The organism is Amycolatopsis dendrobii, from assembly GCF_014145675.1.
GTDB lineage: Bacteria > Actinomycetota > Actinomycetes > Mycobacteriales > Pseudonocardiaceae > Amycolatopsis > Amycolatopsis dendrobii.
Genome location: NZ_JACGZW010000003.1, coordinates 157,532 through 171,325 on the forward strand (window position 1 = coordinate 157,532; position 13,794 = coordinate 171,325).

Consider the following 13,794-nt stretch of genomic DNA (forward strand, 5'->3'; position numbering starts at 1 on the left):
TGTCGGGCAGGTCGTGCGGGTCGGTGACGACTGGCGTCACAGCGCGGGGCCGAGCAGCGCCCCGGCACCCAGGTCAAGCAGTTCGGCGGCCAGTTCCCGGCCGAGCTTCTCCGCCTCGCCGATCCCGGCGATCGCGGACGCCCGCACCATGTCGACGCCGCCGTTCTCGCCTTCGACGGCAGCGGTGCCGCGCAGCGAGATGCGTTCCACCACCGCGCCCTCGTCGTCGAGGTCCTCGACGATCTCGGCGAGCGCGCCCACCGGCGCGCTGCACCCGGCTTCGAGCGCGGCGAGCAGAGCCCGTTCGGCCGTCACCGCGACCCGCGTGCTCTCGTCGTCCACCGCGGACGCGAGCAGGTGCTCGATGTCCACGTCGGCGGCCCGGCACTCCAGCGCCAGCGCCCCCTGCGCGGGAGCGGGCAGCATCTGGATCGGGTCGAGGGTTTCGGTGATCTCGTCCACCCGGCCGACCCTGGCCAGTCCGGCACGCGCGAGCACCACGGCATCCAGCTCGCCGTCGGCCACCTTGCGCATGCGGGTATCGATATTGCCTCGGATCGGCACGATTTCCAAACCGAGACCCAGCGCGCGCAACTGAGCCATGCGCCGAGCCGCGCCGGTGCCGACCTTCGCGCCCGGCGGAAGCTCGCCGAGGGTGAGACCGTCGCGGGCGATCAGCGCGTCGCGCGGGTCCTCGCGCGGCGGCACCGCGGCCAGCACGAGGCCTTCCTCGGGTGCGGTGGGCAGGTCTTTGTACGAGTGCACGGCGACGTCGATCTCGTTGCGCAGCAACGTTTCCCGCAGCGCCGAGGTGAACACGCCGACCCCGATCTGCGAGATCGGGGCGCTGGAGAGGTCGCCGGGGGTGGTGACGGTGACGATCTCCACCTCCGCCCCGGTGGCGCGGATGGTGTCGGCGACGATGCCGGTCTGCGCGAGGGCGAGCTTGCTGCCCCGCGTGCCGATGCGAATGACTCTGGTCACTTACCGCTTCTTCTCGGTTTCCGGCGCTGTCGGGCTCGCCACGGCCGCAGGAGCCTGCGGGTCGAGGCAGAACAGTTCCCGCAACGCGTTGGCGTAGTCGGTGTCGGCCGTCTCGGCGGCCAGCTGCTTGACCCGCACCGTCGGCGCGTGCAGCAGCTTGTCGACCACGCGGCGAACCGTGCGGCCGACCTCTTCGCGAACCTGGCTGTCGAGTTCCGGCAGCCGGTTGTCCAGGCGGAGCAGTTCCGCGTCCACCACCTCGGCCGCGCGCCTGCGCAGCGCGGTGACCGTGGGCGTGACCTCGGCACTGCGCTGTCCGGCGAGGTACTCGCGCACCTCGTCGAGCACGATGCCGTTGGCTTTGGCGGTCTGCCGGTCGGTGGTCGGGGCTCCGGCGTCGCGCATGCGGCGCTGGATCGTCTCCAGGTCGACCACGGTGACGTCGGCGAGTTCGGCGACCGCGGGGTCGACGTCCTTGGGCAGCCCGAGGTCGCAGACGACCAGCGGACGTCCGGCGCGCGCGGGCACGTGTCCGGCGAGGAAGACCGCGTCCTGCGCCCCGGTGCACGCCACGACGAGATCGGCCAGCTCGACCGCGCCGGCGAGTTCGGTCAACGGCACCGAACGCGCCGGGATCCCCTCCGCGACGACCTTCTCGGCCAGCCGGACGGCGTTGGCCTCGGTGCGGTTGGCCACGGTGATCTCGGCGATCCCGGCCTTGCGCAGCTGCGCCGCGGTGAGCGCGCCCATCGAACCGGCCCCGACGATCAGCGCGTGCTTGCCAGCGATGTCGCCCGCGGCGGCCAGCGCCTCGGACACGACGGACGCGCCGAGCTGGTCGAGCCCGGTCTCGGAGTGCACGCGCTTGCCGACGCGCAGCGTGGTCTGGATCAGCTCGTGCAGCGTGCGGCCGACGGTGCCGGCGTCGCGCGCGGTCGCGTACGAGGAACGGACCTGGCCGAGGATCTGCGTCTCGCCGACCACCATCGAGTCAAGGCCCGAGGCGACGGAGAACAGGTGCTCGACGGCCGCGCCCGCGTAGTGCACGTACAGGCTGTCGTACAACTCGGCCGGCTCCATCCCGGCCTTGCGGGAGAGCACCTCCGAGACGTCGTTGACGCCGCCGTGGAACGTCTCGACCACGGCGTAGACCTCGATGCGGTTGCACGTCGAGACGAGCATGACCTCGCTGATGTGCTCGGCCTGCTGCAGGTCGTGCAGGACCTTGGTCAGCTCGTCCGCGGGGATCGCCGCACGCTCGAGCGTGCCGAGATCCGCACTGCGATGGGAGAGCCCGACCGCCAACACGCTCATTCAGCGCACCACCATTCCGAGACCGCCGTCCGTACCGGCGCCGTTTCGTCCGCCGCTGCCATTGTCGGCGGGCCGGCCCGTGCCGGGTAACCCGGTATTCCCCTGGTTTTCCCCGGCCGATCCGCCCGCGCCGGCCGCGCTGTCGGCGCGCCGAGCCACGTGGAACGAGAGGATCTGCAGCTCGACGGCCAGGTCGACCTTGCGGACCTCGACGTGTGCCGGCACCTGGAGCACTACCGGCGCGAAGTTGAGGATGCACTGGACGCCGCCTGCCACCAGCCTGTCGCACACCGACTGCGCGGCGGTAGGAGGTGTGGCGATGATCCCCACGGAAATCTCCCGTTCGGAGCAAACGCGCGGAATGTCGTCCATGTGCGAGACCGGGAGACCCCCTACGGGGACGCCGATCAAATCGGGGTCGAGGTCGAAGAGCGCCTCGACCGGGAAGCCCCGGCCGGGGAAGCCGCCGTAGTTGGCGAGCGCGTGGCCGAGGTTGCCGATTCCGACCACCGCGACCCGGTGCTGACGGGTGAGGCCGAGGATGCGTTCGATCTGGCTGACCAGCACCTGCACCTCGTAGCCGACGCCGCGAGTGCCGTACGAGCCCAGGTAGGAGAGGTCTTTGCGGAGTTTGGCGGAGTTCACGCCCGCCGCGGCGGAGAGTTCTTCGCTGGAGACGGTGGTCGCGCCCTGTTCGGCCAATCCGGAAAGGATCCGCAGGTAGACGGCCAGCCGGGCAACGGCGGCCTCCGGGATCTGCTTCGCGCGGACCGCGGTGTCTTCCGCGTCGGAGACGGCGGGCATCTCGGCGGTCGGCGCGTTGTCGGCGTCCGGGGCGGGGCGGGAGGTCCGGGCCGCACGGCGGGTGCGGGGTTTGGCGTCGCCCTCCGCGGGCGCTTCGGCCTGGGCTTCGGCGGCTGCTCGGGCGGCCGCCCGGCTCGCACGGCCGTTGCCGTTGCCGTTGGCGGCCCGGCCGTTGCCCGCGGCGTGCTCGCCGCCGCCGGCTACCTGGTCAGACCCGTTCTCAGCACTGGCTCCCGCGGAGTTTCCGTTGCGCGCCAAGCCGTTCTCGCTCACCGCGGCCCGACGGCGGCTGCCCGCGGCGTGCCGTCCACCGGCCCGGCGCGTGGCAGGCGGTGCGGGTTCGGCGGCGTCGGATTCGTCACGCGGAGGCGTGGCCGGCGGTTCGGCACCGCTGCGCCCGCCCCGCTGTGTCACCACGCTGACTTCTCCTCAATCCGGCTTCGTGCCCGCGCTGTCCCCCACCTGCCTCGACCGGCAGTGGAAAACCAACCCTTGACCCCACGGCTTCCGTCCGGTTCGATGCCGGTCCTCGCGGGGACGGGTTCCTACGGTAGTCCACTTGTGAACGCATGCACAAAGTCACTGGTCATCCGCATGACCAGAAGCACAACCCCGGTCGCTTAAGCGGGGCGAACGTCCCGCAGCGGGACCGGGTGCCGAAGCCCCGGCTGTCACTTGCTCAGGCGGCGGTGAAGGGCACGGTGTGCCACCCAGTCGCACCGTCCGGGACCGGGTCCGCAGTGTGGTCGGTCTGCGTGTAACCGGTCTGGTCGGTCGCCCGCACGGTCACCGTGTGGCTGCCCGGCGGCACCGGCACCTCGGCCCACCACATCCGCCAGGTGTCCTTGTTGACCTCGGCCGAAAGCGTCGCCGGGAGCCACGCGCCCTGGTCCACCCGCACTTCGACCTTCGCGATCCCGACGTGCTGCGCCCACGCCGTCCCCGCGACCCGGACCTTGCCCGCGCGCACCGACGTCCCGTTGGCCGGTGCGTCGATCCGCGATTCGGTCTTGATCGGGGCCTGCTCCGCCCAGCCGCGCTGCAGCCAGTACGCCTGCCGCGCGTCCCAGGTCGTGAACTCGAGGTCGGTGACCCATTTGGTCGCCGAGACGTAGCCGTACAGCCCGGGGATCACGATCCGCGCCGGGAAGCCGTGCTCGACCGGCAGCGCCTCGCCGTTCATCCCGATCGCGAGCATCGCGCCGCGTGCCGGGTCGAGCGCGACGTTGGCCGGGGTTCCGCAGGTGAACCCGTCGACGCTGGTCGCGTACATCTGCTGCGCGCCCGGTTGCACGCCCGCCGCGTCCAGCAGGTCGACCAGGTCGACGCCGATGAAGTTCGCGGTGGAGATCAGGTCGCCGCCGACCTCGTTGGAGACGCAGGTGAGCGTCACGGTCCGCTCCACCAGCGGGCGGTTCCGGATGTCGGCGTAGGAGAAGCTCACCTCGCGGTCGACCATGCCGTGGATCTTCAGGGTCCAGTCCTCGGCCCGCACCTGCGGTACGACGAACGCGGTGTCGATCCGGTAGAAACTCCCGTTCGGCGTGATGAACGGCGGCGAGCCGAGCTTGTGGAAATCCGCGTCCGGCGGCAGCGGCGGGGCTTTCTTCGCAGCGACCAGCGGCCCGATCGACGCGCGCGAGCCGGTCGCGCTGCTGGTGGTGGACACGACCTCGCCGACGATCGCCGCCACGCCGGCGCCGGCCGCGATTCCCGCGCCGCGCTGCAAGACCTGGCGACGGCTGAGTCCCTGCCGCAGTTCGCTTTCCGCCGGCAGCGCGCGTTTGTGCAGCCAGCTGAACACCAGCAGCGCAGCGCCCAGCGCCAGCACCGGAGCCAGCAAGGCGAGTTGTCCGACGTCCGTGCGCTCGAACACCGCGAAGATCCCGAACGCGCCGACCACGACCACCAGCAGCTGGCCCGGCAGCGGACGACGGCGCGAGAGCTGCCCGGCGAGCACCGCGAACGCCAGCAGCACCACGGCCAGGCCGATCTTGAGCACGGTCTTGTCGGCGGTCCCGATCGTCTGCTCCGCCCACACCACGACGGCGTGCGGGCTGTGCGCGATCACGAAGTCCGCGACCGCGACGAACGGCGACGCGTTGTACCCGACAAATCCGGCAACCAGATGCCCCACGCCCAGCGCGACGGCCAGCGAGACCAGGCCGATGAACGTCGCGATGCCCAGCGACAGACGCGGCCGGGCGGTCGGCGGGGCTTCCTTCAACGCACTCACCCCACCATCTTCGGCGGGCCCGGCGGAGTCTGGCCCGTTCAAAGCGCTTACGGGTTGCTTACCGCAGCGCCGCGCGCAGCCGTTCTTCCTCGACGCGCCAGTACCCGTGCTCGGTCCCGTCGATCAGGATCACCGGCACCTGGTCGCCGTATTCGGCCTGCCATTCCGGGTCGCTGTCGACGTCCGCGGTCTCCCACGGCACGCCCAGCTCGCCGCAGATCCGCGCGACGTCCGCCTCGGCCACCTCGCACAGGTGGCATCCTTCGCGGCTCATCACGGTCACTTTGTGCACGGTCCCAGCCTAATCAGCGCAGCTTCAGGCGGCGCAGCTTCCCGGTCGCCGAATGCGGCAGCGCTTCGGCGAACTCGACGGTGTGCGGCACCTTGTACCCGGCGAGATGCGCGGTGCACTGGTCCACCACCTGCTGCTCCGACAACGCCGCACCTTCGGCAGGCACCACGACCGCCTTCACCGCTTCGCCGCTCCGCTCGTCGACCACTCCCACGACGGCGGCCTCGGCCACCCCGGGCAGCTGCGAGATCACTTCCTCGACCTCGTGCGGGAAGACGTTGAAGCCGTTGACGATGATCAAGTCGTTGGCCCGGTCGACCAGGTGCAGATCGCCGTCGGAATCGAGGTAGCCGACATCGCCGGTCCGGAACCAGCCCTCGGCATCGGGGCCGTGCGCGCCGTCCGGCCAGTACCCGGAGAACAGGTTCGCGCCGCGCACCGACACCAGCCCGGTGCTGCCGCCCGCCTCGAACACGTCGTCCGGCTCCTCCGGGTCGAGCGGCAGTTCGTCCGCGGACCCGTCCGACTCCACCAGCCGCAGCTCGATCCCGGGCAGCGGCCGTCCGACCGATCCGGGCTTCGGATAGCCGGTGACCAGCGTCGACGTCACCACCGGCGCGCATTCGGTGAGCCCGTAGCCCTCGTACACGTCGACCCCGGCGGCCTCCCGGATCGCCGCGAGCACCTTGGGATGCAACGGCGCGGCACCGGATGTCAGCCGGTGCACGGTCGCCAGGCCGTGCGCCAGCTCTTCGGGGTCGAGCGCGGCGAATTCGTTGTACATCGCGGGCACGCCGGTGATCGCCGTGACGCGATGCTCGGCGCAGTCCTGGAGCGTGCGCTGGGCTTCGAAGCGTTCGGACAGCACCAGCGTCGCACCGACCGCCGTGGCCATGAGCAGGCCGGGGCCGAGGCCGTAGACGTGGAAGAGCGGGATCGAGACCAGCACCCGGTCGTCGTGCTCGGTCACTCCGTCCACTTGGGACAGTTGATCGAGGTTCGCCAGCAACGCGCGGTGCGACAGCAGCACTCCGCGCGGCGGGCCGGTCGTGCCGGAGGTGTACGAGACGACCGCGATGTCCTCGCCGGACCGGCCGAGGTCGACCGGGTCGCCCGGCTCCTCGCCGCGCGGCGGCAGACCGGCGACGCCCTCGGGCAGCTCGGCGTCGTCGCGCTGCACCACGCGTTTCGCGCCGCAGTGCTCCAGCAGCCGTTCCAGTTCGGGCGCGGGGGCCTGCGGCGACAACGGCACGGCGATTCCGCCCGCGCGCAGCACCGCGAACAAGGCGACCGCGAAGTCAGCCGACGTCGGGAGCCGCAGCACCACCGGGTCGCCCGGCGCGACGCCGGAGGACACCAGCCGGCGTGCTTCCGCGTGCGCCGCTTCGTCGAGCTCTCGCCAGGTCAGCGTGGCACCCGTGCCCGTCTCGGTGATCGCCGTGCGTTCCGGCCAGCGGCTGGCCGCATCGGCGAGCAGGCCGGCGACGCCGTGGGCGGTGCTGATCCGGTCCACCCCCACCCCTCTCGTTCCGTTGCGGATTCGTCATCTTGTCACCCGTAATGGGGATGCCGCGCGATCGTCGCACCTCTGCCTGACCGGGACACTACCTACTTCGCGGTAACAACACGTATGCTGCACTGCGTCGCCGGGTGGCGTTGATCACTACCGGGTGACCCGAGCAAGGGAGTCGTCGTGCCGAAGCCGCCGGTCCACGAGGGTGTGGGACACGCGCCGCGGCACGCCCGCACGCCCTCGGGTACGCGCCCGGCCGCACCAGGGACAGCCGGAGGTGCCGCCCGATGACCCGTCCGATCACCCTGTCCGCCGCCGCGCACCGCGGGCCGGTCGCGATGTTCGCCGACCGCGTGTTCGGCTCGTCCGCGGCCGCCGTGCCGCTGCCCAAGGCCGACGCCGAACCGGACCCCGCCGAGGTCGCGAAGGCCGAGGCGTGGGAACTGGTGCGGGCCGCGCAGGCCGGCGACTCCTCCGCGTTCGGCCAGCTCTACGACCGGTACGTCGACGTCGTCTACCGCTATGCGCTCTTCCGGCTCGGCGACCGCGACCTGGCCGAGGACGTCACCAGCGAGACCTTCCTGCGCGCGCTGCGCCGGATCACGTCGGTCAGCTACCAGGGCCGCGACGTCGGCGCGTGGTTCGTCACCATCGCCCGCAACCTGATCCTCGACCACGTGAAGTCCAGCCGGTTCCGGCTCGAGGTCGTCACCGACGAGGTCGCCGAACCGGGCGGTGTGCCCGGCGGACCGGTCGGCCCGGTCGCCCAGGCCGGACCCGAACAGCAGGCGATCGCGGGCGCGACCAGGGCCGAGCTGCTGCGGTGCGTCGCCGAACTCGGCGAGGACCAGCGCGAATGCATCGTGCTGCGGTTCCTCCAGGGGCTGTCGGTCGCGGAGACCGCGCAGATCATGGATCGCAACGAGGGCGCGGTGAAGGCATTGCAGCACCGGGCGGTCCGGCGGCTCGCGCAGCTGCTGCCCACCGGCCTGCGTTGATCGTTCGACGACAGCCGTAACTTTTTCGGCTTCTTAATCGTTTCTCACCCAGACCGGCGGTCAGGGCCGGGCGTTGGGTGGAGACGGAGCAGCACCGTGGGCGTGCCCGGGTGGTTTTCGCGTGGTCGGACCGAGAGCGAGCGGTTCGACGACGCGATCAATGCTTCCCCGCGGCAGCGGCCGGACGAGTTCGCCGAAGAGCTGGCCCTCGTCGGTGCCTTGCGCGAACTGGGCCAAGCGGGCGACCCCGACCCCGCCACCCGAGCCCGGATCCGCGCCGAGATCGAAGGCCGCATCGGCGAACCGCTCCCGCGCCGACGGTGGCGGCCGCGCATGGCCGACCTCGCCGCCGCGGGCATCGCGCTGATCCTCGGCCTCGGCGGCCTCACGCTGCTGCTTTCGCGAGACGCCCTGCCCGGAGACGCGCTGTACAGCGTGAAGCGAGCAGGCGAAGTCACGTCGCTCGGCCTGACCTTCGGCGACGAAGCCAAGGCCGAGAAACACCTGAAGTTCGCCGCGAACCGCGTCACCGAGCTGGGCCGGATGAGCGACGCCAGCCCGTCGGCGTATCAAACCGCGCTGCACGATTTCAGCGGCGACGTCCGCGCGGGCGTGGCCGAACTCACCGAGCTGGCGACGACAAGCGGCAACCGCACGCGGCTGACGACTTTGGAATCGTGGGCGCAGAGCCAGTCGCGGCAACTGGAATCGGAACAGGCCGACGTGCCGGCGTCCGCCCTCTCGGATTTCCGGCAAGCGCGCCTCCTGCTCGACCGCGTACAGCAGCGGAGTTCCGCGCTCGGCTCGCGCCTGAGCTGCTACCAGATCACCACCGGCACCACCGACGAACTGGGCCTCCTCCCCGCGCGCGGCGCGTGCACGCAGCAACCGCTGCCGCCCGGCGGCTCCACGCCGAGCAGCCCGCCTCCGGTCGCCGGGTCGAGCGTCCCGCCGACGGACTCCCCGCTGCCGGTGCGCTCGGTCTCGTCGCCGACGCTGAGCAACCCGGGCACGCCGACCCCGACCCCGACGTCGGCCGAGGTCCCGCACCCTCCGGCCCCGCCGAGCGTCTCGCCGCCGATCACCGCTCCCACGCCGCCCCGGATCCCGACCCGGCCCGCGCCCCCGCCGGTCGTCTCGATCCCGCCGCTGCTGCCGGGGCTCCCGCCGATCGTCATCGGCTGACGCGACTTTCGCCACTCCCCCGCGCCGTGATCAGGACGACCAGGCAACCCCTATCCGAGGTCCCGGCCACATCTCCAACGGGTGAGTCGCACGGTCGCTACCCTGTGCTGCAGGACCCGGTCGGCGTCGTCCGCCGGGACGTGCCCGAACCTGGAGGCGGTGTGCGTGTCAGCTTGGCGTGGCAAGGATAAGAGTCAGGAACTGGAGCGGCTCGCCACGCTCGCCGGAGAAGCGTCGGCGGAGGCCGCGTCCTCCTCGGCGCAGCTGGCGACGACGGTTCCGCCCGCGCCGCCGGACCTCACCGCGGGTGCCTTCTTCGACGTGGACAACACGATGATGATGGGCGCGTCGATCTTCTACTTCGCCCGCGGGCTCGCCGCGCGCAAGTTCTTCACCTCGGCCGACCTCGCCGGTTTCGTGTGGGACCAGGTCAAGTTCCGCATCGGCGGACGCGAGAACAAGGCCGACATCAAGACCCACCGCGAGCGCGCGCTGTCCTTTGTGGCCGGTCGCACGGTCGAGGAGCTCACCACGATGAGCGAGGAAATCTACGACGAGCTGATGGCGGACAAGATCTGGTCCGGCACCCGCGCGCTCGCGCAGATGCACCTCGACGCGGGCCAGCGCGTGTGGCTCGTCACGGCGACGCCGATCGAACTCGCCGCGATCATCTCGCGCCGGCTCGGCCTCACCGGCGCGCTCGGCACGGTCGCGGAAACCAAGGACGGCGTCTACACCGGACGGTTGGTCGGCGACATGCTGCACGGCCGCGCGAAGGCGCACGCGGTCCGCGCGCTCGCGTCGCGCGAAGGCCTGAACCTCAAGCGCTGCACGGCTTATTCGGATTCGCAGAACGACGTCCCGATGCTGTCGGTCGTCGGCACCGCGGTGGCGGTCAACCCGGACAGCGGCCTGCGCGACGTCGCCCGCGCCCGCGGCTGGGAGATCCGCGACTTCCGCACCGGCCGCAAAGCCGCCCGCATCGGCGTCCCGTCCGTGCTCGGCGCGGGCGCGGTCGCGGGGGCGGTCGCCGCGGGAATGGCGTACCGCCGCCGCTGAGAACTGCTCGTGAGTGTTTATGCCGGTTCTAACCGGCATAAACACTCACGACCTAGTCCAGCACCGCGGTCGCCTCGACCTCGACCAACAGGTCCGGCTCCGCGAGAAAAGCCACGCCAATCCCCGTCAACGGCGCCTGCACGATAATCCCCAGCCTCTCCTCCGCCCGCTGCACACCCTCGACGAACTCGCCCATCTTCTCCGGCGACCACTCGACGAAATAGACGGTCAACCGGGCCACGTCGGCGAACGTGGCGCCCACCTCGGCCAGCGCCGCGGCCACGTTCAGATAGGCCTGCTCGACCTGCGCGGCCAAGTCCCCTTCGCCGACGTGCCCGCCCTCGGCGGTCCGCGCCACCTGCCCGGCGACGTACACCGTCCGCGAACCGGTCGCGACGGACACCTGGCGGTAGAGGCCGACCTGCGGCAGCGCGGCCGGGTTGACCAGGGTGACGGCCATGTTTCCTCCTGAAAGCCCTGAAGATCCTCGGTCCTTAAAACATAGCATTGCAATGCTATAGAATGTCGCCATGGCGAGGACGAAGGATCCGGCAGTGCGCACCTTGCTGCTCGAACGGGCAGCGCAGATGCTCCGCACCCGCGAACCGATCACCCTGCGCTCGCTCGTCGCCGGCACCGGGGTGTCGACGATGGCCGTCTACACACACTTCGACAACATGGACGGACTGTGGAAAGCGTTGCGGCAGGAGGGTTTTACCCGCCTGGCGCACCGGATGGCCGAGGTCCGCCAGTCCGCCGATCCAGTACGCGACCACGCCGCGCTGATCTCCGCCTACCTCGGCAACGCGCTGGCCCACCCGGACCTGTACCGCGTGATGTTCGACGCCAACTTCGAACTCGAAGACGCCCAGGCCGCCGACGACACCCTCGAATACCTGGTGCAAGCCGCCGCCCGCGGCCGCGACACGGGCCGGTACCGCAAAGACCTCGACGCGCTCGAACTCGCCACGCAAAGCTGGGCCGTCGCACACGGCCTGGTCTCGCTGGTCGCGAACGGCCCTCTGCCGCGCGGCACGCTCGACCACGGCGCGCCTCTGTTGACCGCGCTGTTCGTCAGCGTCGGCGACGAACCTCAGCGCTGCGAACGCTCAGTGCGCCGCGGCTGGCGGCTGCCCGGGTGAAGCTCAGCCGCGGAAAACGCTGCGCCGCTGGGAAAGCCGCCGGTACAGCGCGTGCTGGATCGACTCGCGCACCTGGTCGGTGAGCGTGAACACGAGCATCGGGTCGTCGACCGCTTCCGGGCCATAGTCGTCGGTGCGGATCGGTTCGCCGAACTCGATGGTCCACTTCGTCGGCAGCGGCACCGCGCCGAGCGGGCCCAGCAGCGGGAAGAACGGAGTGACCGGGAAGTACGGCAGCCCGAACAGCCGCGCCAGGACCTTGAGCTCGCCGATCTTCGGGTACGTCTCCTCGGCCCCGACCACCGACACCGGAATGATCGGCACGCCCGCGCGCATCGCCGCGGACACGAACCCGCCGCGGCCGAAGCGCTGCAGCTTGTACCGCGCGGAGAACGGCTTCCCGACGCCTTTGAACCCTTCCGGCCACACGCCGACCAGTTCGCCGTTGGTCAGCAGGCGTTCGGCGTCGGCGTTGCAGGCGAGCGTCTGCCCGGACTTGCGCGCGAACGACCCGACCAGCGGAAGCTTGAACACCAGGTCCGCGCCGAGGCCGCGCAAATGCCGTCCGCGGGTCTCGTCGTGCACCGCGACCGCGGTCATCAGCGCGTCGAGCGGCAAGGTGCCGGAGTGGTTGGACACCAGCAGCGCGCCGCCCGCCTTCGGCAGGTTCCCGACGCCGAACGTGTCGACGCGGAACCACTTCTCGTACAGCGCGCGCAACGGCGGCAGCACGAGCGTCTCGGTGAGCTCGGCGTCGAAGCCGAACTCGTCCACCGCGTAGTCGCCGGTGAGCCGGTGGCGCAGGAAGGTGAGCGCGCTGCGCACCGATTCCGACAGCGGATCAGCCGCGGGCTCGCACACCGGACCGGACGGCTGCGCCGGGAACTCGACCACCGGCGCTTCGGTACGCGGCTCGGCCTGCTCCGGAATCTCAGCCGGTTTCTCCCGGCCGGGTCCGTGCAGCGGGATGACCTGTGCCTCAGCACCGTTCATGGGATTCGCCTCGCTTCCGGCCCTCGTCGCGTGGTTCATCGGCGCGCCTGCCCGGTGGCGGCGGCCTCGAGCACCTTGCCGGCCAGCCCGGCCAGCGCGCCGCCGTCGAGCACCGGACGCAGGCCGCGGCCGGCCACGTAATCGTCGAACGCCTCGCGGGTGGTCCAGCGGGGCGTGTACCCGAACTCCTTCTTGAGCTTCGTGATGTCGACCGCGCGGCCGAAGTTCAGCAGCCGCACCTGGTCGGCGGAGAAATCGACCACCCGCGCTCCGCGCAGCAGCTTCCCGACCGACGGCACCACGCCGCGCGGCATCGGCAGCCCGACCCGGCCCGCCCGGCGGATCGCCTGCGACAGCGTGAGCACGCCTTCCGAAGCGACGTTGAACACGCCCGGCCGGTCCTCCAGCGTGGCCATTTCCAGCACTGACAGCGCGTCTGACCCGTGCAGCAACTGCAGGCGGGAGTCGTAGCCGAAGACCGTCGGCACGACCGGCAGCGAGAAGTACCGGGCCAGCACGGTGTCGACCTCGGGGCCGATGATGTTCGCGAACCGCAGCAGGGTGATGGTCAGGTCCGGGCGGCGGCGGGCGAGGCCGCGCACGTAGCCCTCCATCTCGACCGCATCCTTCGCGTAGCCGCTCGACGACGGCGGGATCAGCTCCGAATCCTCGGTGAACACCGCCTGCGAACGCGCGCCCGCGCCGTACACCGCCGCGCTGGACTTCACGACGAGCTTGCGCACCTTCGGCGCGCGCTGGCACGCCGCGAGCAGCCGCATCGTGCCGATGACGTTGACTTCCTTGACCGCCGCGCGCCTGCTCGGCCCGGCCGGATGCGCGGTGCACGAGGTGTGCACGACCGTGTCCACCTCGGCGCTGCTGATGACCTTCGCGATGAGCGGATTGCGGATGTCGGCGCGGACGAACTCGGCGCGGCCCATCCGCTGCTGGATGTCCTTGGCAGGCGGGGCGGTGTCGACGCCGATCACCCGCTCGAGATCCGGATGGGCGCCGAGCCGGGCGAGCAGCTTCCCGCCCAGGTCGCCGGCGACCCCGGTGACGAGCACGATGTTCGAGGCCATGGAACTCCCTGATCGGCAGCAGTGTGCAAGACGGAGTGATCACTCGGGGTGCGCGAACCTGCACTCGCTGGAAGCATCGCGCTGATGCGCCTGCCATGTTACCGGCCCCGGACGCCCTTCTGACCAGGGCTTACCTGGTTTTAACAACGACGTCCGGATTGCGATACGCGCCTCACTCGATCGGGCGTAGGA

The 13,794-nt window shown here is 71.0% G+C and carries 13 protein-coding genes; 4 read left to right on the top strand and 9 right to left on the bottom strand.

Annotated features, from left to right (window positions below; genetic code table 11):
* Window positions 1-36 precede the first annotated feature (36 nt).
* From hemC to H4281_RS08910, 6 genes are all read right to left on the bottom strand, one after another.
* Window positions 37-984 carry a hydroxymethylbilane synthase gene (gene hemC / locus H4281_RS08885; RefSeq protein ID WP_182890406.1) on the bottom strand — a complete coding sequence of 316 codons (948 nt, stop codon included), beginning with the start codon at window positions 982-984 and terminating at the stop codon, window positions 37-39.
* Window positions 985-2,298, bottom strand: coding sequence for a glutamyl-tRNA reductase (locus H4281_RS08890; RefSeq protein WP_182890407.1), 1,314 nt, complete (start codon window positions 2,296-2,298; stop codon window positions 985-987).
* Window positions 2,299-3,102, bottom strand: a complete 804-nt coding sequence (locus H4281_RS08895) for a redox-sensing transcriptional repressor Rex (RefSeq protein WP_182890893.1) — start codon at window positions 3,100-3,102, stop codon at window positions 2,299-2,301. It abuts the gene before it with no gap.
* Between the two features lie 679 nt (window positions 3,103-3,781).
* Window positions 3,782-5,338, bottom strand: a complete 1,557-nt coding sequence (locus H4281_RS08900) for a molybdopterin-dependent oxidoreductase (RefSeq protein WP_182890408.1) — start codon at window positions 5,336-5,338, stop codon at window positions 3,782-3,784.
* Between the two features lie 58 nt (window positions 5,339-5,396).
* A complete protein-coding gene (locus tag H4281_RS08905; protein WP_182890894.1) occupies window positions 5,397-5,612 on the bottom strand; it encodes a glutaredoxin family protein in 216 nt (71 codons plus the stop codon).
* A gap of 31 nt (window positions 5,613-5,643) precedes the next feature.
* Window positions 5,644-7,149, bottom strand: a complete 1,506-nt coding sequence (locus H4281_RS08910) for an AMP-binding protein (RefSeq protein ID WP_182890409.1) — start codon at window positions 7,147-7,149, stop codon at window positions 5,644-5,646.
* Between the two features lie 281 nt (window positions 7,150-7,430).
* Here H4281_RS08910 and H4281_RS08915 point away from each other — a divergent pair, with 281 nt between their 5' ends.
* The 3 genes from H4281_RS08915 to H4281_RS08925 all read left to right on the top strand — a co-directional run bounded on the left by H4281_RS08915 (window position 7,431) and on the right by H4281_RS08925 (window position 10,385).
* Window positions 7,431-8,141, top strand: a complete 711-nt coding sequence (locus H4281_RS08915) for a sigma-70 family RNA polymerase sigma factor (RefSeq protein ID WP_220506944.1) — start codon at window positions 7,431-7,433, stop codon at window positions 8,139-8,141.
* 96 nt (window positions 8,142-8,237) lie between these two features.
* Complete coding sequence (locus H4281_RS08920; RefSeq protein WP_182890410.1) at window positions 8,238-9,326, top strand: DUF5667 domain-containing protein; 1,089 nt, start codon at window positions 8,238-8,240, stop codon at window positions 9,324-9,326.
* Window positions 9,327-9,476: 150 nt separating this feature from the next.
* Window positions 9,477-10,385 carry an HAD family hydrolase gene (locus tag H4281_RS08925; RefSeq protein WP_051729659.1) on the top strand — a complete coding sequence of 303 codons (909 nt, stop codon included), beginning with the start codon at window positions 9,477-9,479 and terminating at the stop codon, window positions 10,383-10,385.
* A 52-nt stretch (window positions 10,386-10,437) separates the two neighbouring features.
* Here the strand turns inward: H4281_RS08925 and H4281_RS08930 are convergent, their stop codons facing one another.
* A complete protein-coding gene (locus H4281_RS08930; protein ID WP_182890411.1) occupies window positions 10,438-10,845 on the bottom strand; it encodes a RidA family protein in 408 nt (135 codons plus the stop codon).
* 70 nt (window positions 10,846-10,915) lie between these two features.
* Here H4281_RS08930 and H4281_RS08935 point away from each other — a divergent pair, with 70 nt between their 5' ends.
* Window positions 10,916-11,527, top strand: a complete 612-nt coding sequence (locus H4281_RS08935) for a TetR/AcrR family transcriptional regulator (RefSeq protein ID WP_182890412.1) — start codon at window positions 10,916-10,918, stop codon at window positions 11,525-11,527.
* Between the two features lie 3 nt (window positions 11,528-11,530).
* Here H4281_RS08935 and H4281_RS08940 read toward each other — a convergent pair whose 3' ends face one another.
* Window positions 11,531-12,559 (bottom strand): lysophospholipid acyltransferase family protein, encoded by a 1,029-nt coding sequence (locus H4281_RS08940; protein WP_182890413.1) that lies wholly within the window; start codon window positions 12,557-12,559, stop codon window positions 11,531-11,533.
* A complete protein-coding gene (locus H4281_RS08945; RefSeq protein WP_182890414.1) occupies window positions 12,556-13,602 on the bottom strand; it encodes an NAD-dependent epimerase/dehydratase family protein in 1,047 nt (348 codons plus the stop codon). Before H4281_RS08945 ends, H4281_RS08940 begins: the two co-directional genes overlap by 4 nt.
* Between the last annotated feature and the right edge of the window lie 192 nt (window positions 13,603-13,794).

Excerpts from the sequence above, each read along its gene's own strand:
- H4281_RS08905 (WP_182890894.1), bottom strand. The coding sequence starts at position 5,612 with ATGAGCCGCGAAGGATGCCACCTGTGCGAGGTGGCCGAGGCGGACGTC.
- H4281_RS08890 (WP_182890407.1), bottom strand. The coding sequence starts at position 2,298 with ATGAGCGTGTTGGCGGTCGGGCTCTCCCATCGCAGTGCGGATCTCGGC.
- H4281_RS08930 (WP_182890411.1), bottom strand. The coding sequence starts at position 10,845 with ATGGCCGTCACCCTGGTCAACCCGGCCGCGCTGCCGCAGGTCGGCCTC.
- H4281_RS08915 (WP_220506944.1), top strand. The coding sequence starts at position 7,431 with ATGACCCGTCCGATCACCCTGTCCGCCGCCGCGCACCGCGGGCCGGTC.
- H4281_RS08945 (WP_182890414.1), bottom strand. The coding sequence starts at position 13,602 with ATGGCCTCGAACATCGTGCTCGTCACCGGGGTCGCCGGCGACCTGGGC.
- H4281_RS08895 (WP_182890893.1), bottom strand. The coding sequence starts at position 3,102 with ATGCCCGCCGTCTCCGACGCGGAAGACACCGCGGTCCGCGCGAAGCAG.
- H4281_RS08935 (WP_182890412.1), top strand. The coding sequence starts at position 10,916 with ATGGCGAGGACGAAGGATCCGGCAGTGCGCACCTTGCTGCTCGAACGG.
- H4281_RS08940 (WP_182890413.1), bottom strand. The coding sequence starts at position 12,559 with ATGAACCACGCGACGAGGGCCGGAAGCGAGGCGAATCCCATGAACGGT.